General features: G+C 68.4%; 19 protein-coding genes. 9 read left to right on the top strand and 10 right to left on the bottom strand.

The window, feature by feature from the left end:
* Positions 1-136 precede the first annotated feature (136 nt).
* The 4 genes from BUB20358_RS19255 to BUB20358_RS19270 are packed head-to-tail and all read left to right on the top strand — an operon-like array spanning position 137 to position 5,246.
* On the top strand, positions 137-841 hold the full coding sequence (locus BUB20358_RS19255) for a response regulator transcription factor (RefSeq protein ID WP_035972539.1): 705 nt from the start codon (positions 137-139) through the stop codon (positions 839-841).
* Positions 838-2,196 carry a FecR family protein gene (locus BUB20358_RS19260; protein WP_035972538.1) on the top strand — a complete coding sequence of 453 codons (1,359 nt, stop codon included), beginning with the start codon at positions 838-840 and terminating at the stop codon, positions 2,194-2,196. The genes BUB20358_RS19255 and BUB20358_RS19260 overlap by 4 nt, the downstream gene beginning before the upstream one ends.
* Before the next feature lie 10 nt (positions 2,197-2,206).
* Positions 2,207-4,594, top strand: coding sequence for a CHASE2 domain-containing protein (locus BUB20358_RS19265; RefSeq protein WP_006764540.1), 2,388 nt, complete (start codon positions 2,207-2,209; stop codon positions 4,592-4,594).
* A 37-nt stretch (positions 4,595-4,631) separates the two neighbouring features.
* Positions 4,632-5,246: a DUF4136 domain-containing protein gene (locus BUB20358_RS19270; RefSeq protein WP_006764539.1), complete on the top strand. Its 615-nt coding sequence runs from the start codon at positions 4,632-4,634 to the stop codon at positions 5,244-5,246.
* Positions 5,247-5,309: 63 nt separating this feature from the next.
* Here BUB20358_RS19270 and galU read toward each other — a convergent pair whose 3' ends face one another.
* Entirely contained in the window at positions 5,310-6,194 is an 885-nt protein-coding gene (galU, locus tag BUB20358_RS19275) for a UTP--glucose-1-phosphate uridylyltransferase GalU (RefSeq protein ID WP_006764538.1), read from the bottom strand.
* 87 nt (positions 6,195-6,281) lie between these two features.
* Complete coding sequence (locus tag BUB20358_RS19280) at positions 6,282-9,146, bottom strand: valine--tRNA ligase (RefSeq protein ID WP_006764537.1); 2,865 nt, start codon at positions 9,144-9,146, stop codon at positions 6,282-6,284.
* Positions 9,147-9,358: 212 nt separating this feature from the next.
* Between BUB20358_RS19280 and BUB20358_RS19285 the strand changes: the two genes are divergently transcribed.
* Both BUB20358_RS19285 and BUB20358_RS19290 read left to right on the top strand, forming a co-directional pair.
* Entirely contained in the window at positions 9,359-11,719 is a 2,361-nt protein-coding gene (locus BUB20358_RS19285; RefSeq protein WP_006764536.1) for a UvrD-helicase domain-containing protein, read from the top strand.
* Positions 11,716-12,513: a 5'-methylthioadenosine/adenosylhomocysteine nucleosidase gene (locus BUB20358_RS19290; protein ID WP_035972534.1), complete on the top strand. Its 798-nt coding sequence runs from the start codon at positions 11,716-11,718 to the stop codon at positions 12,511-12,513. The genes BUB20358_RS19285 and BUB20358_RS19290 overlap by 4 nt, the downstream gene beginning before the upstream one ends.
* Before the next feature lie 78 nt (positions 12,514-12,591).
* Here BUB20358_RS19290 and BUB20358_RS19295 read toward each other — a convergent pair whose 3' ends face one another.
* Positions 12,592-13,833, bottom strand: a complete 1,242-nt coding sequence (locus BUB20358_RS19295) for an MFS transporter (RefSeq protein WP_006764534.1) — start codon at positions 13,831-13,833, stop codon at positions 12,592-12,594.
* 394 nt (positions 13,834-14,227) lie between these two features.
* Here BUB20358_RS19295 and BUB20358_RS19300 point away from each other — a divergent pair, with 394 nt between their 5' ends.
* Entirely contained in the window at positions 14,228-15,901 is a 1,674-nt protein-coding gene (locus BUB20358_RS19300; protein WP_035972533.1) for a methyl-accepting chemotaxis protein, read from the top strand.
* A gap of 15 nt (positions 15,902-15,916) precedes the next feature.
* Here the strand turns inward: BUB20358_RS19300 and BUB20358_RS19305 are convergent, their stop codons facing one another.
* From BUB20358_RS19305 to BUB20358_RS19320, 4 genes are read right to left on the bottom strand one after another with little or no spacing between them, the layout of a single operon-like run.
* Positions 15,917-16,792 (bottom strand): efflux RND transporter periplasmic adaptor subunit, encoded by an 876-nt coding sequence (locus BUB20358_RS19305; protein ID WP_006764532.1) that lies wholly within the window; start codon positions 16,790-16,792, stop codon positions 15,917-15,919.
* A gap of 12 nt (positions 16,793-16,804) precedes the next feature.
* A complete protein-coding gene (locus BUB20358_RS19310; RefSeq protein WP_006764531.1) occupies positions 16,805-17,008 on the bottom strand; it encodes a DUF1656 domain-containing protein in 204 nt (67 codons plus the stop codon).
* Positions 17,005-19,206: an FUSC family protein gene (locus tag BUB20358_RS19315; protein WP_035972532.1), complete on the bottom strand. Its 2,202-nt coding sequence runs from the start codon at positions 19,204-19,206 to the stop codon at positions 17,005-17,007. Before BUB20358_RS19315 ends, BUB20358_RS19310 begins: the two co-directional genes overlap by 4 nt.
* 15 nt (positions 19,207-19,221) lie before the next feature.
* Positions 19,222-20,826, bottom strand: coding sequence for an efflux transporter outer membrane subunit (locus BUB20358_RS19320; RefSeq protein WP_035972531.1), 1,605 nt, complete (start codon positions 20,824-20,826; stop codon positions 19,222-19,224).
* Positions 20,827-20,984: 158 nt separating this feature from the next.
* On the opposite strand from BUB20358_RS19320, the gene BUB20358_RS19325 reads away from it, so the two are divergent.
* Positions 20,985-21,926, top strand: a complete 942-nt coding sequence (locus BUB20358_RS19325; RefSeq protein WP_035972530.1) for a LysR family transcriptional regulator — start codon at positions 20,985-20,987, stop codon at positions 21,924-21,926.
* A gap of 117 nt (positions 21,927-22,043) precedes the next feature.
* A complete protein-coding gene (locus tag BUB20358_RS19330; protein WP_165802978.1) occupies positions 22,044-22,190 on the top strand; it encodes a hypothetical protein in 147 nt (48 codons plus the stop codon).
* A 76-nt stretch (positions 22,191-22,266) separates the two neighbouring features.
* Here BUB20358_RS19330 and BUB20358_RS19335 read toward each other — a convergent pair whose 3' ends face one another.
* From BUB20358_RS19335 to BUB20358_RS19345, 3 genes are all read right to left on the bottom strand, one after another.
* Positions 22,267-23,097, bottom strand: a complete 831-nt coding sequence (locus tag BUB20358_RS19335; protein WP_035973366.1) for a metallophosphoesterase — start codon at positions 23,095-23,097, stop codon at positions 22,267-22,269.
* 23 nt (positions 23,098-23,120) lie between these two features.
* A complete protein-coding gene (locus tag BUB20358_RS19340; protein ID WP_035973365.1) occupies positions 23,121-24,542 on the bottom strand; it encodes an FAD-binding oxidoreductase in 1,422 nt (473 codons plus the stop codon).
* Positions 24,543-24,568: 26 nt separating this feature from the next.
* The coding region (locus tag BUB20358_RS19345) for a DUF2069 domain-containing protein (RefSeq protein WP_254593971.1) at positions 24,569-24,958 on the bottom strand (390 nt) is incomplete at its 5' end.

Consider the following 24,958-nt stretch of genomic DNA (forward strand, 5'->3'; position numbering starts at 1 on the left):
CGTCGCGGGGCGCTGTATCGCGCACGTTGCGCGGCGATGAAAGACGCTCGCCGGCCGGAAGGTTGCCGTGCGCATGTTGCGCGGCGATCAGCGCGGTGGCTTAACTGGACGAATCGCTTTCGATTTGCGGGGTGCTATGAGAATTGCTGTACTGGATGACGATCCGGCCCAGACGGATTTCGTCAGTCAAACGCTGACGGCCGCCGGCCACACGTGCTATGCGTTCAAGGAAGGCAAGGCCCTGAAGAAGCGTCTGCAACGCGAGACGTTCGATCTGCTGGTGCTCGACTGGAACGTGCCGGACATGTCCGGCGAGGAAGTGCTCACGTGGGTGCGCGCGAATCAGACCGAGCACAGCCTGCCGATCATCTTCATGACGAGCCGCGACGACGAAGCGGGGATCACGCAGATCCTGAACGCCGGCGCCGACGATTACGTCGTCAAGCCGGTATCGGGCCCGATCCTGCGCGCACGCATCGGCTCGCTGCTGCGCCGCGCGTATCCGGTCAACGCCGAGGCGGCCGTGCGCGAATTCGACCAGTTCCGCTTCGACGTGAACCTGAAGCAGGCGTATGTCGGCGACAAGGCCGTGAGCCTCACGCAGAAGGAATTCGAACTCGCGCTGCTGCTGTTCCAGCATCTGGATCGGCCGCTGTCGCGCGCGCACATCCTCGACCTCGTGTGGAAGCAGGCGACCGACATTCCGTCGCGCACGATGGACACGCACATCTCGATGCTGCGCACGAAGCTCGGGCTGCGGCCGGAGAACGGCTACCGGCTCGCGCCGATCTACGGCTACGGCTACCGGCTCGAGCGCGTGAGCCAGGGAGAACCGGAGTGACCGCGGCCGCCGTACGTCGCGCGGCCAGCCTGCCCACCGCCGTCGTGCGCGCAGCGGGCGCGCTCGCGCTCGCGTTCGCCGGACATGCCGCCGCGCAGCCGCCGGCCGCCGCGGGCAAGACGGTCGTCTATCGCACGCACGCGGGCGACACGCTGTACGACGTCGCCGCGCGCTACCTGCAGGGGCCCGACGACTGGCAGCTGCTGCAGCGGATCAACGGCGTGCCCGCGCCGAAGCATCTGCAGCCCGGCGTCGCGCTGAAGCTGCCCGTTGCGCGGCTGCGCAAGGAAAAGCTCACGGCGCGCGTGATCGCCGTGCAGGGAAGCGCCGAGCTTGCGTCCGGCGGCGCCTACGCGCCGCTCGCGAACGACGCGACGCTTGCCGAGGGCGACCGCGTGCGTACGGGCGCGAACGGCTTCGTGACGATCGAACTCAGCGACGGCACGCACATGAGCCTGCCGCCGGACAGCCAGCTCGATGTGAAGACGCTGCGCCGTACGGTGCTGACCGGCACGCTCGATCGCGAGTTCGAGCTCACGCGAGGCTCGGTCGACAGCGAAGTCACTCATCTGAAAAAGCGCGACGACCGTTTCCAGATCCGTTCGCCGTCGGTCGTGGCCGGTGTGCGCGGCACGCGATTTCGCGTGAACTACGACGCGGCCGGCAGCGCGGCGACGCGCATCGAGGTGCTCGATGGCATCGTCGGCGTTGCAGGCCATCGGCGGCCGGCCGGCGCGACGCTCGTGCATGCGAGCTTCGGCAGCGTCGCGACGTCGTCGGGCGCGGTCGGCGCGCCTGTGCAACTGCTGCCGGCGCCCGCGCTCGCGCATCCGGACAAGGTGCAGGACGATCCCGACGTCGCGTTCGACGTCGTGCCGGTCGCGAACGCGCGTGCGTATCACGTGCAGCTCGCGCACGACGCCGGCATGCTCGACCTGTTCCGCGAAACGCGCACCGACTCGACGCGTGCGGTGTTCCGCGACGTGCCGAACGGAACGTACTTCGTGCGCGTCGCTGCGATCGACGAAAACGGTCTCGAAGGGATGCCGCGCGTGTATGCGTTCGAGAGGCGTCTGATGGGGCTCGACGCGAGCGCGTCGCCCGGCGCGTACGGCTACCAGTTCCAGTGGTCGCCGAACGGCGCGGCCGACGGTGCGCGCTACCGGTTCGTGCTGTCGCGCTCGAAGGATCTGAGCGCGCCGATCGTCGATCAAGTCGGGCTGCGCACACGCAAGATCACCGTCGCGCACCTGCCGCCGGGCGACTATTTCTGGGCCGTGACCGTCGAAGCGTTCGACGGCGGCAAATTCTACGAGAAGACCGGTCCTGTCAACGCGTTCACGTTGTCGCGCTGACCGGCCGCGCATGAAACCCGACTCCGTGTCCCCGCGGCGGCGCCTCGGCCGCCGCTTCCTCATCGAGTGGATCGCGATCGGCTGCCTCGGGATCGCGGTGATCCTCGCGTGCGCGCTCGGGCGCGTGTCGTCGAGCGTCGACGGGCTCATCTACGATCGGCTGCTGATGCTGCGCACGCTGCCGCTGTCGCCCGACGTCGTGGTCGTCGACATCGACAATCAGAGCGTGTCGGCGCTCGGCCGCTGGCCGTGGCCGCGCGACGTGCATGCGCGGCTGCTCGACGCGCTCGCGCGCGCGCAGCCGGCGGCCGTCGTCTACGACGTGCTGTTTACCGAGCCGTCGCCGGAAGATCGCGCATTCGCCGACGCGATGACGCGCGTGCCGACGTTCCTGCCGGTGCTGCTGAGCCCCGAGCAACCGGACGGCATGCGTACCGTCGATCCGCCGGTGCCCGCGCTCGCCGCGCGCGCGATGGGGCTCGGCCACATCAACCTCGAAGTCGATCCGGACGGCATCGTGCGCAGCGTCGCGCTGTTCGAGAGCGACGGACGCGTGCGCTGGCCGCAGCTGATGGTGCCCGTGTATCGCGCGATCGTGGCCGGCAAGCTGCATCCGGCCGGCGGCGCGCCGGGCGCGCACGCGCACGATCTGTCGCGCGATGCGTCCGGCGACGGCCGCTACCTGATTCCGTTCAGCCGCAGCACGCCCGCGTATCCGACGCTGTCGTTCGACGACGTGCTCGAAGGGCGCGTGAAGCCGGACGCGCTGCGCGGCAAGATCGTCGTCGTCGGCGTGACGGCGTCCGGGCTCTACGACCGCTTCGCGACGCCGGTGTCCGGCGACTTCGGCCCGCTCGCGGGCGTATACATCCACGCGAAAGTGCTGGACATGCTGACGACCGGCAGTGCGATCACGCCGGCGTCGCGCGTCGCGCTGTTCTTCGCGTCGCTGCTGCCGCTCGCCGTGCTGCTCGGCGGCTTCCTGATGCTGTCGCCGTGGCGCGCGCTGCTGCTCACGCTGAGCCTCGCGGCGCTCGCCGTCGTCGCGAGCATGGCGCTGCTGTTCCAGGCGCGCGTGTGGCTGTCGCCGGCGCCCGCGATCTTCGGGCTGATCGCGGTCTATCCGATCTGGAACTGGCGGCGCCTCGAGATGACGATGTCGTATCTGCGCCGCGAACTGCAGCGGCTCGCCGACGAGCCGCATCTGCTGCCCGAGGCGCCGCGCACGCGCGACGTCGGCGGCGACGTGCTCGAGCGGCAGATGGCGCTGATGGCGCAGGCCGCGCAGCGCGTGCAGGACATGAAGCGCTTCGTATGGGACAGCCTCGACAGCATGCCCGAGCCGATCTTCGTCACCGATCTCGCCGGCACCGTGCTGATCGCGAACCATGCGGCGAAGCGCTACGGCGCGCGGCTCGCGCTGCCGTTGCCGGAAGGCCGGCCGCTGCGCGCGGCGCTCGGCGAGCTGACGTTTATGAAGACCGTCGACGGCAACGTCGATCACGATGCGGCGATTCGTGCGCACTGGCCGGCCGCGCTCGATCCGACGCTCGCGGCCGAGCACGACGCGATGGCGCGCGGCATCGAGGTGCGCGACCGGGACGGGCTCGATCATCTGTTACGCTACGCCCCGTGCACGAACGCGCAGGGCCGCGTGACCGGCTGGATCGCGGGCCTCGTCGACGTGACCGAGCTGCACGCGGCCGAGCGGCATCGCGAAGAGGCGCTGCATCTGCTGTCGCACGACATGCGCTCGCCGCAGTCGTCGATCCTCGCGCTGGTCGAGATCGAGCGCGAGCGCGTCGAGTCCGACGCGGTGCGCGGGTTGCTCGCGCGGATCGAGCGCTACGCGCAGCGCGCGTTGTCGCTCGCCGACGAGTTCGTGCAGCTGGCGCGCGCGGAATCGCAGACGTATCAGCTCGAGCCGACGAGTCTCGTCGACGTGCTGATCGACGCGAGCGACGAAGTGTGGCCGCAGGCGCAGGCCAAGCGGATCCGCATCGACACCGACGTCGGTACCGCAATGTGCTGGATTCGTGCGGAGCGCTCGCTGATCACGCGCGCATTCGTGAACCTGTTGAACAATGCGGTCAAGTACAGTCCGTCCGACACGACGATCACGTGTACGCTGACGGTCGAGCCGGCATCGAAACGGCTGTTCTGCACGATCCGCGATCAGGGGTACGGCATTGCGCCGGAAGATCAGCGGCATCTGTTCGAGCGTTTCAAGCGGTTCCATGCCGGCGATCGGCCCGAGATTCCGGGCTCGGGGCTCGGGATGGCGTTCGTGAAGACGGTCGTCACGCGCCACGGCGGCAGCGTGTCGGTCGACAGCGAAGTGGGCGTCGGCACCGCGGTGACGGTGTCGTTGCCCGCGATCGACGAGCCGTCCGCCTGACAGGGCCGGGCGCGGCGGCGCGCATTTGGGGAAAGTCATGAGAAAGCAATGGGCAGCCGCCGCGCTGACGGCGGCGCTGTTGACGGGTTGCGCCGGTGTCACGACCGGCGTCAGCGCGCTCGGGCAGCCGGACGCGTTCGCGTCCGGCGCGCGCGGCTACGAGTTCGTGCGCACGGCCGCGCAGGCCGACGATGCCGAATATCGGCGGATCGAGACGCTGGTGCGCGACGAGCTCGCGCGCCGCGGCTTCGACGTGCGGCCGCAGAACGCCGCGCGCTATCGGCTGTCGATCGCGTACGCGACGCAGCCGGCCGACGTTGCGGCGATCGCCGACCGGTGCGCGGGCGCGAGCAGCGCGTGCGTGACGGTCGACGGGCCGGCGCCGTTCGCGCTGCCGTTCGCGGGCGCCGTGTACCGGCACGTGCTGACGCTGCGTTTCGTCGATGCGAAATCGGGCGCGGACGTCTATCGCGTGTCGGCGTCGCTGCGCGACCGCGATGCCGGCACGCAGCAGGCCGCGCCGGCGCTCGTGAAGAGCGCGCTCGCGAAGATGCCGTTCGGCACGGGCGAGGGCTGGCTGGTCAAGACGAAAAAAGACGACGCGGGCGGCATGCCGGGCGTCGTCTCGGTAAAGCCGGTCGCCGCGCGCTGAGCGGCGGCGACGATGTGACCGGATCGCGGCCGGCGCGCGGCCGCGATCCGTTGCGTTGCGGCGTCAGACGGTCGGCTGCGCGCCGTCGCGCGAGCGCAGATACGCGTCGAATTCGGTGCCGACTTCCGGGTGGCGCAGCGCGAATTCGACCGTCGCCTTCAGATAGCCGAGCTTGCTGCCGCAGTCGTAGCGCGTGCCCTGATACTTGTACGCGAGCACCTGCTCGTCGGCGAGCAGCGCCTCGATCGCGTCGGTGAGCTGGAGCTCGCCACCGGCGCCCGGCTTCAGCGCGCGCAGATGTTCGAAGATCCGCGGCTTCAGCACGTAGCGGCCGACCACGCCGAGATTCGACGGCGCGACGTCCGGCGCCGGCTTCTCGACGATCGCCGACATCTTGATGATCGACTCTTCCCATTCCTTGCCGTCGACGATTCCGTACGACTTCGTCTCCGTCGGCGGAATCTCTTCGACGCCGATCACCGAGCTGTGATAGTGGTCGAACACGTCGACCATCTGCTTCATCACCGGCGGGTTGCCGTCGAGCAGGTCGTCAGCAAGGATCACCGCGAACGGATTGTCGGCAACGAGTTTTTCTGCGCACAGCACCGCGTGGCCGAGGCCGAGCGCTTCCGGCTGACGTACGTAGAAGCAGTCGACGTGGCTCGGCTTGATGCTGCGCACGAGCTCGAGCAGCTTCTCCTTGCCGCGCGCTTCCAGCTCGGCTTCGACCTCGTACGACTTGTCGAAGTGATCCTCGATCGCGCGCTTGCTGCGCCCGGTCACGAAGATCATCTCGGTGATGCCCGCCGCGATCGCTTCCTCGACCGCGTACTGGATCAGCGGCTTGTCGACGACGGGCAGCATTTCCTTCGGGCTCGCCTTCGTTGCAGGGAGGAACCGCGTGCCGAGGCCGGCGACGGGGAATACCGCCTTGGTGACTTTCAACATGATCGAACCTTTGTTCCTGTAATCGACTTGTCAGACAGCTTATGTTCACGTTCCGATTATAGTGAACGCAAACAGCCTTACCGTTTGTTACGCGGGCAACCGTTCGAGCTGCGCGCGCAGCTTGTCGAGCGTGCTCTGGAACTCGGCGGCGCGCTTTTGCTCCTGTTCGACCACGGCCGGCGGCGCCTTCGCGACGAACGCGTCGTTGCCGAGCTTCGCGTTGCATTTCGCGATTTCGCCGGTCAGGCGCGCAATTTCCTTCGACAGACGCTCGCGCTCGGCCGCGACGTCGATTTCCACCTTCAGCACCAGCTTGTTCGGGCCGACGATCGCGATCGGCGCACCGTGCGCTTCCTTGTCGAGCGCCGCTTCGTCCGCGAGGATCTGCACGTCGGACAGGCGCGCGAGGGCCTGAACGTACGGCGCGAACGTGCGCAGACGCGCGGCGTCGCCGGCCGCGAGCAGCGGCACCTTCGTCGCCGGCGACAGGTTCATCTCGCCGCGCAGGTTGCGGCACGCGTCGACGATCGCTTTCAGGTCGGCCGTCCACTGTTCCGACGCTTCGTCGATTTTCTTCGGATCGGCGATCGGGTATGCCTGCGTCATCAGCGACGCTTCGCCTTCGGCCTTGCCGTGCGGATAACGGCCGGCGAGCGGCGCGACTTTCTGCCAGAGCGCTTCGGTGATGAACGGAATGATCGGGTGCGCGAGGCGCAGCACCGTCTCCAGCACGCGCAGCAGCGTGCGGCGCGTCGCGCGCTGCTGTTCGGGCGTGCCGTTCTGGATCTGCACCTTCGCGAGTTCGAGATACCAGTCGCAGTACTCGTCCCACACGAACTTGTAGATGCTGGTCGCGATGTTGTCGAAGCGGTAATCGGCGAAACCCTTCGCGATGTCCGCCTCCGTGCGCTGCAGCAGCGACACGATCCAGCGGTCGGCCGCCGAGAAGTCGAGGTAGCCGCCGGGGCCGCAGTCGCCCGCGCCGCATGCCTGCTTGTCGAGCCCGCAGTCGTGGCCTTCGCAGTTCATCAGCACGAAGCGCGTCGCGTTCCACAGCTTGTTGCAGAAGTTGCGGTAGCCTTCGCAGCGCGCGAGATCGAAGTTCACGTTGCGGCCGAGCGTCGCCATCGACGCCATCGTGAAGCGCAGCGCATCGGTGCCGAACGCGGGGATGCCGTCGGGGAATTCCTTGCGCGTCTTCTTCTCGATCGTCGCGGCCTGCTTCGGATTCATCAGGCCCGTCGTGCGCTTCGCGACGAGCGCTTCGAGATCGATGCCGTCGACGATGTCGATCGGGTCGAGCGTGTTGCCCTTGCTCTTCGACATCTTCTGGCCTTCCGCGTCGCGCACGAGGCCGTGCACGTACACCGTGTGGAACGGCACCTTGCCGGTGAAATGCGTGGTCATCATCACCATCCGGGCGACCCAGAAGAAGATGATGTCGAAGCCGGTGACGAGCACGGACGACGGCAGGAAGTGCTGCAGCTCCGGCGTTTCATTCGGCCATCCGAGCGACGAGAACGGCACGAGCGCCGACGAGAACCACGTGTCGAGCACGTCCTCGTCGCGCTTGAGCGCGCCCGTGTAGCCCTTCGCCGCCGCCTGCGCGCGCGCTTCTTCGTCGTTGCGCGCGACGAACACCTCGCCGTTCTCGCCGTACCACGCCGGAATCTGGTGACCCCACCACAGCTGGCGCGAGATGCACCAGTCCTGGATGTTCTCGAGCCATTGATAGTAGGTGGTCGTCCAGTTCTCCGGCACGAACTTGATCTGCCCGTTGCGCACGACGTCGAGCGACACTTCGGTGATCGACTTGCCCGGATGGAACGTGCCTTCCGGCGCCGGCTTCGTCATCGCGACGAACCACTGGTCGGTCAGCATCGGCTCGATCACGACGCCGGTGCGGTCGCCGCGCGGCACCATCAGCTTGTGCGGCTTCACGGATTCGAGGAAGCCCTGCGCATCGAGATCGGCGACGATCGCCTTGCGTGCGTCGAAGCGGTCGAGGCCGCGATACTGCGCGGGCGCGTTGTCGTTGATCTTCGCGTCGAGCGTCAGGATCTCGATCGGTTCGAGGCCGTGACGCAGCCCGACCTGATAGTCGTTGAAATCGTGCGCGGGCGTGACCTTCACGACGCCGGTGCCGAACTCGCGATCGACGTAGTCGTCGGCGATCACCGGAATCTCGCGGCCCGTCAGCGGCAGCGTGACGCGCTTGCCGATCAGGTGCGCGTAGCGCTCGTCTTCCGGATGCACCATCACCGCGACGTCGCCGAGCATCGTCTCCGGCCGCGTGGTCGCGACGGTCAGCGAGCCCGAGCCGTCGACGAGCGGGTAGCGGATGTGCCACAGGTGGCCGTTTTCCTCTTCGCTGACGACTTCGAGATCGGACACGGCCGTGAGCAGCACGGGATCCCAGTTCACGAGCCGCTTGCCGCGGTAGATCAGCCCCTGTTCGTACAGCTTGACGAACACGTCGCGCACGGCGGCCGACATCTTGTCGTCCATCGTGAAGTATTCGCGCGACCAGTCGGTCGACGCGCCGAGACGGCGCACCTGGCCCGTGATCGTCGAGCCCGACTTCTGCTTCCATTCCCACACGCGTTCGACGAATTTCTCGCGGCCGAGATCGTGGCGCGACACGCCCTGCGCATCGAGCTGGCGCTCGACGACGATCTGCGTCGCGATCCCCGCGTGGTCGGTGCCCGGCACCCACAGCGTGTTCTCGCCGAGCATCCGGTGATAGCGGGCGAGGCCGTCCATGATCGTCTGGTTGAACGCGTGGCCCATGTGCAGCGTGCCGGTCACGTTCGGCGGCGGCAGCTGGATCGCGAAATCGGGGCGGGCCGGATCGAATGCCGGCGCGGCGTAGCCGCGTTTTTCCCACTCCGGCCCCCATTGGGATTCGATCGTGTGGGGCTCGAAACTCTTCGCCAGCGTGTTGTCGCTCATGGTGGAAATTTGCCGAAAAATGCGTGAATTGAATGCGGAATCCGTCAATTATAAATGGATGCACATCGGCCAGCCATCGCTCGGCCGGCGCGCGCCCGTCGCGAGGCGCGCGCCGCGCGAGCGATGCGCGGCCGAACGGAGCGGAAACGGCATCGCGCGCGACGGACTTATAATGGCGGGTCCGCATTTTCTCGCCCGTCCGCTGCCGCTCCATGCCCGATCTGCTCGCCAACCTCAACCCCGAACAATACGCCGCCGTCACGTTGCCGAACGAACCGGCGCTGATCCTCGCGGGCGCGGGCAGCGGCAAGACCCGCGTGCTGATTACGCGTATCGCGTGGCTGATCCAGCAGGGCTACGCGTCGCCGGCCACCGTGCTCGCGGTCACGTTCACGAACAAGGCCGCGCGCGAGATGATGGCGCGCCTGTCGGCGATGATGCCGATCGACACGCGCGGCATGTGGATCGGCACGTTCCACGGGCTGTGCAACCGGATGCTGCGCGCGCATTACCGCGACGCCGGCTTGCCGCAGACGTTCCAGATCCTCGATACGGCCGATCAGCTGTCGGCGATCAAGCGGCTGATGAAGACGCTGAACGTCGACGACGAAAAATATCCGCCGAAGAACGTCCAGTACTTCATCAACAACGCGAAAGAGCAGGGGCTGCGCCCGGACAAGGTCGACGCGTCCGACAACTTCAACCGCAAGTTCGTCGAGCTGTACCAGGCGTACGACCAGCAATGCCAGCGCGAGGGCGTCGTCGACTTCCCCGAACTGCTGCTGCGCTGCTACGAGCTGCTCGCGTACAACGCGCCGTTGCGTGCGCACTATCAGGCGCGGTTCCGGCACATCCTCGTCGACGAGTTCCAGGACACCAACAAGCTGCAGTACGCGTGGCTCAAGATGCTCGCGGGCGGCCAGAACGCGATCTTCGCGGTCGGCGACGACGACCAGTCGATCTACGCGTTCCGCGGCGCGAACGTCGGCAACATGCGCGATTTCGAAGACGAATTCCGCGTGCGCAACCTGATCAAGCTCGAGCAGAACTACCGCTCGCACGGCAACATCCTCGACGCGGCGAACCAGCTGATCTCGAACAACGCACACCGTCTCGGCAAGAACCTGCGCACCGATGCCGGCCACGGCGAACCCGTGCGCGTGTACGAGGCGAGCACCGATGCGCAGGAGGCCGGCTGGATCGTCGAGGAGATCCGCTCGCTGATCAACACCGGGCTGTCGCGCAGCGAGATCGCCGTCCTGTACCGCAGCAACGCGCAGTCGCGTGCGATCGAGCACACGCTGATGACGTCGGGCATTCCGTACCGCGTGTACGGCGGCCTGCGCTTCTTCGAGCGGCAGGAAGTGAAGCACGCGCTCGCGTACCTGCGGCTGATCGACAACCCGAACGACGACACCGCGTTCGCGCGCGTCGTCAACTTCCCGACGCGCGGAATCGGCGCGCGCTCGATCGAGCAGCTCGCCGACGCCGCGCGGCTGTACGGCTGCTCGATGGCCGCTGCGATTCCGTACGTGACCGGCAAGGCCGGTACGAGCCTCGGCGCGTTCGCGAACCTGATCGCGAAGATGCGTGCGGAAACGCAGCAGATGAGCCTGCCCGAGACGGTCGAGTACGTGGTGCGCGCGAGCGGCCTCGCCGATTTCTATCAGGGCGAGCGCGAAGGGCAGGACCGCCTCGAGAACTTGCAGGAACTGGTGAACGCGGCCACCGCGTTCGTCAGCGAGGAAGGCTACGGGCTCGATACGCCCGCGCGGTCGATTCCGCTGCGCGCGGGCGCGATCGCCGCGCCCGAGCTCGGCGTGGCAGCCGACGATGCGTCGGCCGACGTGCTCGCGCCCGCATCGCTCGACGACCCCGCGCAGAACCCCGACACGATGACGCCGCTCGCCGGCTTCCTGTCGCATGCGTCGCTGGAAGCCGGCGACAACCAGGCGCAGGCCGGCCAGGACGCGGTGCAGCTGATGACCGTGCATGCGGCGAAGGGGCTCGAGTTCACGGCCGTGTTCATCACCGGCCTCGAGGAAGGGCTGTTCCCGCACGAGAACAGCGTGCTCGAGTCGGACGGCCTCGAGGAGGAACGCCGGCTGATGTACGTCGCGATCACGCGCGCGAAGGAGCGGCTGTATCTGTCGTTCGCGCAGAGCCGGATGCTGCACGGTCAGACGCGCTACAACGTGCGCTCGCGCTTTTTCGACGAGTTGCCGCAGCACGTGCTGAAGTGGCTGACGCCGAAGGTCGAAGCCGGCGCGCGCTGGGGCGGCCGCTCGGACAACGCCGGCTGGGGACGCGACTGGTTCGCGCGGCCCGGTGCCGGGCGCGAGCAGATCGTCGACGCGGCGGTATCGGCGCCGCTGCCCGCATTCGCGAACCAGCAGCGCGCGGCCGACGCCGGGTTCCGCGTCGGCCAGCAGGTATTTCACACGAAGTTCGGTGAAGGGACGGTGACCGCGCTGGAAGGCAACGGTGCGGACGCGAAGGCGCAGGTGAAGTTCAAGCGGCACGGCGAGAAATGGCTCGCGCTCGCGGTCGCGAAACTGCAGGCGGTGGAATGACGAACGTCGACATGGTTGCGGCCGCAACGACGCGCCCGCTCGGCATTCTCGCCGCATTGCCCGAGGAACTCGGCGATCTGATCGCCGCGATGCGCGCCGACGGCACGATGAGGACGGTCACGCTCGGCCGGCGCGACTATCACGTCGGCACCGTGCATGGCGCGGCGTGCGTCGTCACGCTCGCGCGCGTCGGCAAGGTGGCCGCCGCCGCGACGGTCAGCGCGCTGATCCACGTGTTCGGCGTGTCGGGCGTCGTGTTCACCGGCGTCGCGGGCGGCGTGTCGCGCACGGTGCGGGTCGGCGACGTGGTCGTCGCCGATTCGCTGCTGCAGCACGATCTCGATGCGTCGCCGCTGTTTCCGCGTTACGAGGTGCCGCTGCTCGGCATCACGCGCTTTGCGACCGACGCCGAGCTGACCGCGCGGCTGAAGGCGGCATGCACGCTGTTCGTCGCGGAAGAGGGCGCGCAGGTCGCCGAGCGTTTCGGGCTCGCCGGCGCGACGCTGCACGGCGGGTTGATCGTCAGCGGCGACCGCTTCGTGTCGAGCGAGCGCGAAGTCGTCGCGCTGCGCGACGCGCTGCCGGATGCGCTCGCGGTCGAGATGGAAGGTGCCGCGATCGCGCAGGTGTGTGCGGAGCACGACGTGCCGTTCGCGCTCGTGCGCACGATCTCCGATACGGCGGACGATCACGCGACGCAGTCGTTCTCGCACTTTCTGTCGGCGATCGCGAGCAGCTATTCGTCCGGCATCCTCAAGCGGTTCCTGACGCTGCATGCGACGACGGCGGCCTGAGCCGCCGTCGTTTTCCGCTGGTTTTCGTTCGTTTTCAGCCGAAGCGGCCGCCGCGGCGCGCCGGCCGGGACCGCTGAATCACGCGCGCTTGCGCCCGCTGCTTTCCATGTTCGGCAGGAATACCGTCAGCACGCCGATCAGCGGCAGGAACGAGCACACCTTGTAGACGAACGCGATGCTCGTCGCGTCGGCAAGCTGGCCGAGCACGGCCGCGGCGACGCCGCCGAGCCCGAACGCGAAGCCGAAGAACAGGCCCGCGACCATCCCGACCTTGCCCGGCATCAGCTCGGTCGCGTAGACGAGAATCGCGGCGAACGCCGACGCGAGCACGACGCCGATGATCACGGTCAGCACGCTGGTCCAGAACAGGTTCGCGTACGGCAGCAGCAGCGTGAACGGCGCGACGCCGAGAATCGACACCCAGATCACGTATTTGCGGCCGATCCGGTCGCCGACCGGTCCGCCGATCAGCGTGCCGGCCGCAACCGCAGCGAGGAACACGAACAGGTGAATCTGCGCGGCCTGCACCGACAGATGGAACTTGTCGATCAGATAGAACGTGAAATAGCTGTTGATGCTCGCGAGATAGAAGTACTTCGAGAACACGAGCAGCACCAGCACGCCGACCGCGCCGAGCACGCGGCCGCGCGACAGCGTCGGATGACCGGTCGCCGCGGCCTTCTTCTTCATCGACGGATGCTTCTTGTACCAGTGGCCGATCTGCGTGAGCACGACCATCGCGACGAGGGCGGCCGCGGAGAACCACGCGATGCTGTGCTGACCGTGCGGAATGATCACCAGCGCGGCGAGCAGCGGACCGAGCGCGGAGCCCGCGTTGCCGCCGACCTGGAACAGCGACTGTGCGAGCCCGTGCTGGCCGCCCGACGCCATCCGCGCGACGCGCGACGATTCCGGATGGAACACCGACGACCCGCAGCCGACCAGCGCGGCCGCGACGAGCAGCATCGGGAAGTTCGGTGCGACCGACATCAGCAGCAGCCCGGACAGCGTGAAGCCCATCCCGACCGGCAGCGAGTACGGCTTCGGACGCTTGTCGGTATAGAGCCCGATCAGCGGCTGCAGCAGCGACGCGGTGATCTGGTACGTGAGCGTGATCAGGCCGATCTGCGCGAACGACAGCGCGAACTGGCTCTTGAGCATCGGATAGATCGCGAGGATCAACGACTGGATCATGTCGTTGAGCATGTGCGAGAAGCTGATGGCGCCGAGCACCGGATACACGGTGCGCGGAGCGGGCGGAGCAGACGTCTGGGCGGCGGCGGCCGTGCCGGCGGTGCCCGTATCGAGGCGGGTTTCCATGTGAGCTGAGCGAGTTGAGGTGACGGGACGCGCTCTGATGGGGATCGGCGCGTTCGAATCGTTGTTGCGTCAAAGGAGTGTAATGTGGCGCATCGAGAATGTCAGGCCAACTTTTGTCGTGAATCGGACATTGATATGACGATCGCGCTCGCCGGTTTTTTGGCCGGGTATAACGCTCGCCATGGGGCACGGCGTGGCGACGCGGCATGACCGGGCGGGTTCGCGTTTTTCCGGACTCAAGGAACGCCGACGGCCGCCGTAGAACGACACAACGACAACCCAGGCGCGTCGCGCCCGGCGCCGGCCACGAGCCGGGCCGGCGTCGCGGCCATGCCGGAGCGCCGGCCGCCGGAACCGACCTTTACGGCAGCGTGATCAATACGGGGACTTATCGATGAAAGCAGCATCTTTGCATCCGCAGGCAGGCGCGGCCGCCGCCGCATCCGACGTGGCCGCCGCTCGCGCGGCCCGGCGTCCGCGCGCCGCGCCGCGCGCGCGCCGGCCGTGGACCGTCAAGGCGACGTTGCGTGCGGCGTTCGCGATCCTGCTGGTCGGCACGCTCGCGATCGGCGTGTTCTCGCTGTGGCAGATCAGCCGGCTCAACGCGTCGATCGCGTCGGTCTACGAGCAGGGCCACGTCGCGAGCCGCGCGGCGGCCGAAGTGCGGGCCGAGCTGCTGCGCGCGAGCCGTGCGCAGAAGATGCTGCTGACCGCGACGACCGCGAAGGAGCGCGACGATCTCGGCGCCGACATCACCGCCGGGCTCGCATCGATCGGCCGCGCACTGGACACGCTGCAGCGCTACGCGGATCCCGCGGATGCGGACGATTCCGCGCGGCTGCGCGCATTCTCGACCGCAGTCGGCGCGTGGAGCGGCCATCTGCGCGATTTCGTCGCGCTGGTGCGCGCGCAGCCGCTCGATTTGTCGCAGATGAACTGGCAGGTCGGCACGCAGGACGTGTCGCTGCTGGTCGAAACCGGCAAGCTCGAAAAGCTCGTCGCCGATCTCGTGAAGACGCGCGGCGAGAAGTCGAAGGCGACGCTCGATGCGTCCGCAACGATCTTCTCGTCGTCGTTCGCGATGATCGCGGCGATGACTGCCGCACTGATCGTGCTCGCGATCGTGATCGCCGAGCGCGTCGTGCGTCGCCTCGCGTCGCAGCTCGGCGGCGAGCCGGTCTACGCGAAGGCGATCGCGGCCGACATCGCGCGCGGCGATCTCACGCGTTCGATCGAGCTGAGCCGCGGCGATCGCGACAGCATGGTGCGCGCGCTGGCCGACATGCAGCGCGGGCTTGCCGCGACGGTCGGCGAGATCGCCGTCAGCGCGGAAGCGATCGCCGCCGCGTCCGGCGAGATTTCGACCGGCAACCTCGACTTGTCCAGGCGTACCGAGCAGCAGGCCGTCGCGCTCGAGCGCACCGCGGCCAGCATGGAGCAACTGACGTCGACCGTGCGGCAGAACGCGGAGAACGCGCGGCAGGCGAGTGCGCTCGCGACGAACGCGTCGGCCGTCGCGGAGGCGGGCGGCGACGTGGTCGGGCGCGTGGTCGCGACGATGAGCGAGATCGACGACAGTGCGAAGAGCATTCGCGAAATCATCGGCACGATCGAGGGAATCGCGTTCCAGACCAACATCCTCGCGTTGAACGCGGCGGTCGAGGCCGCGCGCGCCGGCGAGCAGGGGCGCGGCTTCTCGGTCGTCGCGGGCGAGGTGCGGCTGCTTGCGCAGCGCTCGGCGACCGCGGCGAAGGAAATCCGCGCGCTGATCGGCGCGTCGGTCGAGCGTGTCGCGAACGGCGCGGCGCTCGCCCACGACGCGGGCCGCACGATGGACGACGTCGTGCGCGCGGTCAAGCGCGTGACCGACATCATCGGCGAGATTTCGGCGGCCTCGGACGAGCAGAGCGCGGGCATCGACGAGATCGGCCGCGCGATCACGCAGATGGATGCCGGCACGCAGCAGAATGCGGCGCTCGTCGAGCAGGCGGCCGCCGCGGCGAACGCGCTCGACGAGCAGGCGCAGGCGCTCAAGACGCTGGTCGGACGCTTCCGTATCGCCGCGTGAGCGCGTGCCCGGCGATCAGGACTTCTTCTGCCGGTCCGGATCGATGATCACCGTGCACGTCGTGCCGGCCGACAGCACGACGTCGGACGGCACTTCGTCGATCCGGATGCGCACCGGCACGCGCTGTGCCAAGCGCACCCAGTTGAAGGTCGGGTTCACGTCCGCGACGAGGTCGCGGCTTTGCGGGTTGTCGCGATCGTAGATGCCGCGCGAGATGCTCTCGACGTGGCCTTTCAGCACGCCGCCGCTCATCAGCCGCATCTCGGCCGGCGCGCCGATCTTCACGCGCGGCAGCTTGGTTTCCTCGAAGTAGCCATAGACCCAGAACGAGTGGCTGTCGACGATCGCGAGCTTCGCCTGCCCGGCCACCGCGTAGTTGCCCTTGAACGTCTGCAGGTTCGTGATGTAGCCGTCGACCGGCGCGACCACGCGCGTGCGCTCGAGGTTCAGCTTCGCGGCGTCGAGCGCGGCGAGCGCCTGCTGGTACTGCGCTTCGGCGCTCGATGCGCTGTGTGCGGCGTTCTCGCGGCTTTCCTTCGACACGACGAGCGCATCGAGGTCCGCGCGGCGCGCCGCATCGTCGCGGCGCATCTGCAGTTCCGCGCGGCGCGCGGCTACGGCGGCCTGCGCCTGCTCGACCGCGATCCGGTAGTGCGACGGGTCGATCTGCATGATCAGGTCGCCCTTTTTGACGAACTGGTTGTCATGCACGGGCAGCTCGACGATCGCGCCCGACACGTCCGGCGCGACGTTCACGATCTCGGCGCGCACGCGCCCGTCGCGCGTCCACGGATCGTCCATGTAGTGCACCCACAGCGAGCGCCCGATCAGGATCGCGACGAGAAGAATGACGGCGGTCGCGACGAAGCCGAAGAGTTTTCTGAGAATCATGGTGGTTGGGGTTCAACGATAGACGGCAAGACTCAGTCCGCCGCAAATGCACACGAGAAGGCACGCGCGGAACAGCGACGGGTGCCACACGACACGGTAGAGGCCCGTATACGCGAGCACGCGGTCGACGGCCCACGTGGCGAGCGCGCCGACGACGAACATCAGCACCACCGTGGGCATGTAGGCATCGAGAATGGCGATTTCACGCGGCATCATGACGAAGCTCCTGGTTGGGGATGCGCGGGGCGATTGCGATTGAGCGCGGCAAGCGGCGATTCCGGATCGAGCAGCGCGGTGCGCACGAAATGCAGGTGGCTCAGGATTCGCTGCAGCCGGTGGCGTTCTTCGCGCGACGGCGTGAACGCATCGAGCGCGCCACGCGTCGCGTCGATCGCTGCGTTCGCCGCGGCGAGCGTCGCGTCGAAGCGCGCGGCATCCGGCTTCGCGAACAGCGCGGACAGCGCGGTGCGCATCGCGTCGATCGCGCGTCGCCACGGCATCGTCGGCGCGTAGCGCGGCTCGGCCGGCAGCGTTGCAAGCTCGGCGCGCAGGTCGATCGCCGCGTTGCCGGCTTCGAGCACCGCGAACATCCAGCGCAGCGCGTCGCGCTGCACGTCCGGCTGATCGGCCGACAGCGTGTGCGCCTGATGCATCAGATCGCGCGCACCGCTCTCGAAGCGCGTGCGCAGCCCGGCGAGCCGCGCGTGACACGCGGCGACCACCTGGTCGCGCAGATCGGCGAGCAGCCGCTTCTTGAGCCACGGCGCGGTCGGCGGGAACAGCACCGCGAACGCGATCGCCGACACCAGCATCGACAGCACCAGCGCGAGCGCATCGTTCATGAAGCTCGACGGATCGTAGTGGGTGACGTTGTCCGGGCCGGCGAGGAAGCTGAAGAAGATCAGGTAGCCCATTCCGTAGCCGGCGAGCTTCGGCTTCAGCGTCATGAAGATGCCGATCGCGAGCAGCGGCGCGAGCGCCGCGCACAGCAGCGGGAACCCGTCGATCCGCGGATAGATGCCGAACGTCAGCAGCAGCCCCGTGCAGACGGCCAGCGCGGTGCCCACGCCCATCTGTGCGGACATCGCGGTCGGGCGCGGCGTCGACGACGCGAGTGCACAGGTCGCGGCCGCCGTCAGCGTCAGCGTGACGCCGCTCGGCCATGCGGTCTCGATCCAGAACCAGCCGAGCACGAGGATTACCGCTGCGGTGCGGATTCCCGCGATCACGGACGCCGTCACGTTCGTGCGCGGCTCGTAGCGCTCGATCCAGCGTTCGCGCTCGTGCGTCGCCGTCGCGAGCGATGCGTAGGTCGCCGCATATTCGTGCAGGTCGGTGATGAAGCGGTACAGCAGCTCGGCGGCGGTGTCGAAGTCGAGCAGCGGGAAGTCCGGCTGCGTCTCGAGTTCGGCGCGCGTCGCGCGGATCCGGCGCGGCAGCGCGTCGCGCCACACGAGCAGCTGCTCGGCCGCGTGCGCGGCGTCGGCCGACGAGCGCACCGGTTCGCCGTTGCGCGTGAGCAGCGGCGCGATTTCGCGGAAGTACGGCTCGATCGCGTCGATCGCGGCCTGCGCGCCGGCCGCGCGCAGCCGGTTCATCAGCTGATGCAGCGCATGAAAGCGGCTCGATGCGTGCATGAACTCGCTGTTCAGCCGCGCGAGGCGGCCGCTGCGCATCCGCGTGTCCGGATTCTCGAACACGGCCATGCTGCGCGCGGCTTCGAAGCCGACCACGTCGGCGACGAAGCGCGCGTGAATCGTCTCGATGTGCGCGCGATCGAGCCGGCCCGACAGCGCCGCCGCGACGTAGTCGACGAACGTGCCGAAGCGCCGGCGCACCGTCGTGCGCATCTGCTCGCCGGTGTACTGCGGAAACACGAGCGCGCTGACGACGCCGGCCGACACGATGCCGACGACGATCTCGGCAACCCGCGTCATCGCACTCATGAACGCGCCGTCCGGATGCTGCGACGCGGGCAGCCCGATCAGCGCGGTCGTGTAGCCCGCGAGCAGGAAGCCGTAGCTGCGGAAGTTGCGGTTGCGCGCGGCGCCTGCCGTGCACAGCGCGACCCACAGCGCGACGGCGAGCAGGAACAGCAGCGGCTGCTGCGGAAACAGCGCGACGAAGGCCAGCGTCGCGACGAGCCCGAAGATCGTGCCGGCCACGCGGTAGAAGCTCTTCGCGAGCACGGCGCCGCTTTGCGGCTGCATCACGATGAACACCGTCGTCAGCGCGGTCTTCGGCGCGGGCAGGTCGAGCCGCATCGACACGCCGATCGCGATGAACGCCGCGAGCAGCGCCTTGAACAGATAGAGCCACGACGCGCCGTCGGTGCGCGCCCAGTCGTCGAACGCGGCGTACCACGCGGCGAGCGGGCCGCCGGCATGCGGGGAAGCGGGGGAGGAGACTGACATCGCTCGCGCTCCGCGTTACCGTGCCGCCGGCGTGCCGCGCGCGGCGCCGGCTGCCGTGGATGCAGACCGATCGAGCCGTGCGACCGTCGCGGCGGACCGCGTCGCCGCCACATCGCGCGCATGTGCGCCGTCGGCCGGCGATGCGCCGTCGTGCTGACGACGATCGTCTGGCCCGTCGTCGCCGGTCTCGACGCCGCCGCCGAGCGCGGCCATCAGCTGCGCGTGCGCCGCGAGGCGTTCCGCGTCGATGCGCGCGGCTGTCTCCTGCGCACGCAGCAGCTGCTGCTGCGCGATCAGCACGTTCACGTAGTCGGTCAGCCCGCGCCGGAAGCCCTCGCGCGACAGCTCGTAGCTGCGGCGGTTCGCGGCCACCGAGCGCGCGGCGTCCCGCTTCTGCGTGTCGAGCGAACGGATCCGCACGACCTGATCGGCGATGTCCTTGAGCGCGCCGACGATCGTCCGGTTGTAGCGCTCGACCGCCTGGTCGTAGCCGGCCGTCGCCGCGCCGAGCTGCGCGCGCAGCCGGCCGCCTTCGAAGATCGGCAGCGACAGCGCGGGCCCGGCCGTCCAGCCGCCGTTCATCGCGCGCAGGAAGTCGGTGAACGGCGCGGTCACGCCGAAGCCGCCGACCGTCGCGAGCAGGTCGATGTTCGGGTAGAACGCGGCCTTCGCGACGTCGATGCCGCGCGCTTGCGCGTCGACCGCCCAGCGTGCCGCGACGACGTCCGGACGGCGGCCGAGCAGATCGGCCGGCAGCGCCGACGGCAGCCCGGCCGGCGCGTCGAGCGACAGCTGCGGCCGCTTGATCGCGTCGCCCGCGCCCGGGCCCTTGCCGGCGAGCGCGGCAAGCTGATGACGGGCCAGCGCGATCGCTTCTTCGTAGCTGTCGATCTGGCGCTCGTAGTCGGGCAGCGTCGATTCGGCCTGACTCACTTCGAGCTGCGTGCCGAGGCCCGCCTGCAGCCGCTTGCGCGCGAGATCGGCGAGCGCGCGCTGGCGTTCGAGCGTTTCGTGCGCGAGATCGAGCAGCGCGTAGTTCATCGACATCCCGACATACGCGCGCACGACGTTCACTTCGAGTTCGAGCTTCGCCGCCCGTGCGTCGGCCGCGGCCGCGTGCGCGGTATCGAGCGCGCGCTCGGTCGCGTTCTTGTCCTTGCCCCACAGATCGACGTGATACGACAGGCCGAGCGTGCCGGTGTTGTTCCACGTGTCGGTATCGGCGAGCGGGCCCGGTCCGTAGTACACGTTGTCCGGCCAATGCTGACGCATCAGCGACAGATTGCCGTTGATCTGCGGCAGCTCGGCGGAACGCGCGACGCGCGCCAGCGCCTGCGCTTCGCGTACGCGGGCCTGCGCGGCGGCGAGCGTCGGGTTGCCGGCTTCCGCGGCGGCGATCCACGCGTCGAGCTGCGGATCGCGATACGCGCGCCACCAGTCCGACGCGGGCCAACCGGCATCGCGGTCGGCGGCCCGAATCGCTGCGCCGGCATCGAGCGCGTTCGCTTCGATCCGCGTCGATCGCGGCTGGCTGTCGCCCATGCTCGCGCATCCGGCCATTATTAATGAGACTGCAAGAACCGCGAGTGCGAGCGTCCCTTTTGGTGCCGGAGACTGCACGATTTTCTCCCTTTTCGTATATAGACGAGTCGGAAGCGATTATATTTTTCAGCGATTCCTGAATAAATGGACAACGGTGCAACGGATTTTTACGGATCTTGAGATAATATTCCGGCGCACGTGTGCAACAATCCGTCCGGATTCAAACGGGTAATCGGATGGATACGTTACAAAACATGCGGGTATTCGTCCGCGTGGTCGACGCGGGGAGCTTTACCGCGGCCGCCCAGCAGATGAATTCGACGACCGCATACGCATCGCGCGCCGTCTCGGATCTCGAGGCGCATCTGCGCACACGCCTGCTGAACCGCACGACGCGGCGGATCGCGCTGACCGAAGCCGGCGAGCGCTATCTGCAGCGCTGCGAGCAGATCCTCGCGTACGTCGACCAGGCCGAAGCCGAAGCGGGCGACGCGCACGCGCGCCCGTCGGGCAAGCTGAAGGTGCATTGCTTCACGAGCCTCGGCCAGCACTATCTGGTGCCGGCGGTCGCGCGCTATCGCGAGCGCTATCCGGACGTGCACGTCGAACTGACGCTCGCGCAGCGGATGCCCGATCTGCTCGACGAAGGCTACGACGTCGCGATCGTCGTCGGCCGCGAGCTGCCCGATTCGGGACTCGTATCGCAGCGGCTCGGCGAGAGCTACAGCGTGCTGTGCGCATCGCCGGGCTACGTCGACGCGCACGGAATGCCGCTGCGATCCGCGGATCTCGCGCAGCACGTGTGTCTCGGGATGGTCGCGCCCGGTTTCCACTACGACGAATGGACGCTGTCCGGGCCGAACGGCGACGAGACCGTTCCGATCGCGGCGCCGCCGTTTCGCGTAAACGTCGCCGAGGCGCTGGCGGTGGCCGTGCGCGAAGGGATGGGGATCGGCGGGCTGCCGCTCTATTCGGCGATCGGCGGGCTGCGCAGCGGCCAGATCGTGCGCGTGATGCCCGAGTATCGATCGCACGTGATGAACATCTATGCGCTGTATCCGTCGCGTCAGTACCTCGACGCGAAAATCCGCACGTGGGTCGATTTCCTGCGCGACGAACTGCCGGTCACGCTGGAAGCGGACGAAGCCGCGCTCGAGCAATACACGCGGGCGACGTAGCCGCGCGGATGCGCACGATCTGACGAGATTTGTCGTTCGCGCAACATTTTTTTACGAACGCGCGCCGGACAGTTTGCTACTGTTCGAAACATCACCCTGTGCACGCCCGGAGTCGCAATGGATACGTCCCTGATGATCGGCCTTGGAGTTCTGCTCGGCATCGCCGCAGCCGCCGCGGCCACGCGCGATATGCTGCGCGCGATGAAAGACCGGATGAAGCCGGCGCCGATCCGCGTGCGCGCATCGCGTCGCATCGATCGCTGAACGGCCGGCAATCCGGCTGCAATGCCGCCGCCGTCGCGGAATTTGCAGAGCCGCGCCGGCTCGCCGTGTGCGGCGCTCAGCCGAGCGTGACAATCTTGTCCCACTCGAACGCGGTATTTTCGCGTTCGCCGGTTCGCCGGTGGATGTAGCCGCGCGGATTGCACACGACGCGCGTGCCGCCGTCCGCGACGTAATCGAACGACGTGTGCGTATGGCCGTGGATCCACAGGTCCACCGGCGGCCGCACCAGGGTCGGCAGCGCCGTGACGAATCCCGCCGACGCGGCGTCTTGCGCATAGCGCGGCGCGAGCGAGCGCACGTGCGGCGCGTGATGCGTGACGACGATCGTGCGGCCCGCGAACGGCGCGGCGAGCTGCGCTTCGAGCCACGCGCGGCTTTGCCGATGCAGCGAGATCGCATCGGCCGGCGTGAAGTCCCGCTCCGCTTTCCCCGTCGCACGATGCAGTACCGCGTCGTGCGGCCACGTCACCTGAATCAATCCCTTGAAATCGAGCATCACGCGCTGCGCGGCGTCGATCGCGCGCGCAACGCTCGCGTCGTCGGCGCCGAACAGCGTGAAGTCGGCCCACAGCGTCGTGCCGAGCACGCGAAAGCGCCGCTGCGGGTCGACGTAGACGTCGTTGTTCAGGTAGTGCACATGGTCGATCGCGCGTGCCGCATCGCGCATCGCCGTCTCGAGCGCGCCGAATTCGCCGTCGTAGTACTCGTGGTTGCCCGGCACGTATATCACCGGCACCGCCGGGTCGAACGTTTCGGCGGCCCAGCGCAGGCCTTCCGCATGATTGTGGATGTCGCCGGCCAGCACGACGAGATCGGCGTCGGCATGCGCGATCGCGTCGGGCTGGTCGCTTTCGAGATGCAGGTCGGACAGGACGCGGACTTTCACGGGCATCGCTCCGGTGGAGGGTTTCAGCGCAGCACCTTGCCGGGATTCATCAGCCCGCGCGGGTCGAGCGCGGCCTTCAGCGTGCGCATCAGCGCCGTCTCGACCGGCGACTTGTAGCGCTGCGCGTCTTCGATCTTCAACTGGCCGATCCCGTGCTCCGCGCTGATCGTGCCGTGATGGCGATGCACGTTGTCGTAGACGATCCGGTTGATCGGCGCCTGGAATTGCGCGAGGAACGCCTTCGGGTCGCCGCCTTCGGGCGTCTGCACGTTGTAGTGCAGGTTGCCGTCGCCGAGGTGGCCGAACGTGACCATTCGCGCGCCGGGCGCTGCCTGCTGGATCGCCGCGTCCGTTTCGTCGATGAAGCGCGCGATCGACGAGATCGGCACCGCGATGTCGTGCTTGATGTTGAGCCCTTCGTCGGCCTGCGCGAGCGGGATGTGCTCGCGCAGATCCCAGAACGCGCGCGACTGCGCGAGATTCTCGGCGACCACCGCATCGACCACGAGCCCCGCGTCGAACGCCTGCTCCATCAGGTTCTCGAACAGCGCCCGCGCGTGCGCTTCGCTTTCGTTGTCCGACAGTTCGAGCAGTACCGTCTGCGCATGCGTCTGCGCGAACGGATAGCGCAGCTGCGGGTAGTGCTTGCCGACGAGCTGCATGCAGAAATCCGACATCAGCTCGAAGCCCGTGAGCAGCGGCCCGGCCGCGCGCTGCGCGAGCGCGAGGAAATCGAGCGCCGCATGCGGCGACTCGAGCGCGGCGAGCGCGGTGACCTGCGCGGCCGGCAGCGGGTGCAGCTTCATCACGGCCGCGGTGATGATTCCGAGCGTCCCTTCGGCGCCGATGAACAGATCGCGCAGATCGTAGCCGGTATTGTCCTTGCGCAGTCCGCGCAGGCCGTCCCAGATCTCGCCTTGCGGCGTCACGACCTCGAGGCCGAGGCACAGCTCGCGCGCGTTGCCGTAGCGCAGCACCGCGGTGCCGCCCGCATTCGTCGACAGGTTGCCGCCGATCGTGCAGCTGCCTTCCGCCGCGAGGCTCAGCGCGAACAGCCGGCCGCCTTCGCGCGCGCGCGCCTGCACGTCGGCGAGGATCACGCCGGCTTCGACGGTGATCGTGTTGTTGTGCGCATCGAGCGCGCGCACGCGGTTCAGCCGCGTCAGGCTCAGCACGGCCTGGGTGCCGCTCGCGTCGGGCGTCGCGCCGCCGGCGAGGCCCGTGTTGCCGCCCTGCGGCACCAGCGCGACGCCGTGCGCGTTCGCGAGCTTCACGAGCGCGGCCACTTCAGCGGTGTTCGCGGGTTTCAGCACCGCGCATGCGGCGCCCTTGTAGCGGCGGCGCCAGTCGGTCAGGAACGGTTCGATGTCGTGCGGGGCGGTCAGCACGTGATCGGCGCCGATCGCGTCGCGGCACGCGGAAACGAAGGTTTCGGAGGACGTCATCATGGTGTCGCGAGGTCGCGTAAGGGTCAGGGCGCGGCGCGCTGCCGCTTTGCCGCGCGTTTGAACGGCGCGACGTACGCGAGCGCGGCCGCGAAGAAGCCGACGGCAAGCACGGTCTCGCACCAGCCGAGCGTCGCGGACAGCCCGCGGTCCGACATGCCGCGCACGATGCCTTCGGCGAAATAGGCGAGCATCAGCATGCTCGCCCACTGCATCGTGTAGATGTTACGCCGCCAGACGCCGGGCAGCGCGAGCGCGAGCGGCACGGCCTTGAGCATCAGCGCGGAGCCGCCCGGGCGCAGCGGCGCGAGCCACAGCTCCCACGCGAGCGACAGCGCGATCAGCGCGACGAGGCACGCGGCGGCAGCCAGCGCGTAGCGCGGCCGCGCGGCGACGGCGGGCGGCGGCCAGGCGGG

Source organism: Burkholderia dolosa (assembly GCF_902499135.1).
In the GTDB taxonomy this organism is placed as follows: domain Bacteria; phylum Pseudomonadota; class Gammaproteobacteria; order Burkholderiales; family Burkholderiaceae; genus Burkholderia; species Burkholderia dolosa.

What these genes read in the sequence shown, in the direction of transcription:
- BUB20358_RS19340 (WP_035973365.1), bottom strand. Translation starts at nt 24,542, where the DNA reads ATGACGTCCTCCGAAACCTTCGTTTCCGCGTGCCGCGACGCGATCGGC.
- BUB20358_RS19330 (WP_165802978.1), top strand. Translation starts at nt 22,044, where the DNA reads ATGGATACGTCCCTGATGATCGGCCTTGGAGTTCTGCTCGGCATCGCC.
- BUB20358_RS19310 (WP_006764531.1), bottom strand. Translation starts at nt 17,008, where the DNA reads ATGATGCCGCGTGAAATCGCCATTCTCGATGCCTACATGCCCACGGTG.
- BUB20358_RS19290 (WP_035972534.1), top strand. Translation starts at nt 11,716, where the DNA reads ATGACGAACGTCGACATGGTTGCGGCCGCAACGACGCGCCCGCTCGGC.
- galU (WP_006764538.1), bottom strand. Translation starts at nt 6,194, where the DNA reads ATGTTGAAAGTCACCAAGGCGGTATTCCCCGTCGCCGGCCTCGGCACG.
- BUB20358_RS19280 (WP_006764537.1), bottom strand. Translation starts at nt 9,146, where the DNA reads ATGAGCGACAACACGCTGGCGAAGAGTTTCGAGCCCCACACGATCGAA.
- BUB20358_RS19255 (WP_035972539.1), top strand. Translation starts at nt 137, where the DNA reads ATGAGAATTGCTGTACTGGATGACGATCCGGCCCAGACGGATTTCGTC.
- BUB20358_RS19295 (WP_006764534.1), bottom strand. Translation starts at nt 13,833, where the DNA reads ATGGAAACCCGCCTCGATACGGGCACCGCCGGCACGGCCGCCGCCGCC.
- BUB20358_RS19325 (WP_035972530.1), top strand. Translation starts at nt 20,985, where the DNA reads ATGGATACGTTACAAAACATGCGGGTATTCGTCCGCGTGGTCGACGCG.
- BUB20358_RS19270 (WP_006764539.1), top strand. Translation starts at nt 4,632, where the DNA reads ATGAGAAAGCAATGGGCAGCCGCCGCGCTGACGGCGGCGCTGTTGACG.
- BUB20358_RS19315 (WP_035972532.1), bottom strand. Translation starts at nt 19,206, where the DNA reads ATGTCAGTCTCCTCCCCCGCTTCCCCGCATGCCGGCGGCCCGCTCGCC.
- BUB20358_RS19300 (WP_035972533.1), top strand. Translation starts at nt 14,228, where the DNA reads ATGAAAGCAGCATCTTTGCATCCGCAGGCAGGCGCGGCCGCCGCCGCA.
- BUB20358_RS19285 (WP_006764536.1), top strand. Translation starts at nt 9,359, where the DNA reads ATGCCCGATCTGCTCGCCAACCTCAACCCCGAACAATACGCCGCCGTC.
- BUB20358_RS19305 (WP_006764532.1), bottom strand. Translation starts at nt 16,792, where the DNA reads ATGATTCTCAGAAAACTCTTCGGCTTCGTCGCGACCGCCGTCATTCTT.
- BUB20358_RS19265 (WP_006764540.1), top strand. Translation starts at nt 2,207, where the DNA reads ATGAAACCCGACTCCGTGTCCCCGCGGCGGCGCCTCGGCCGCCGCTTC.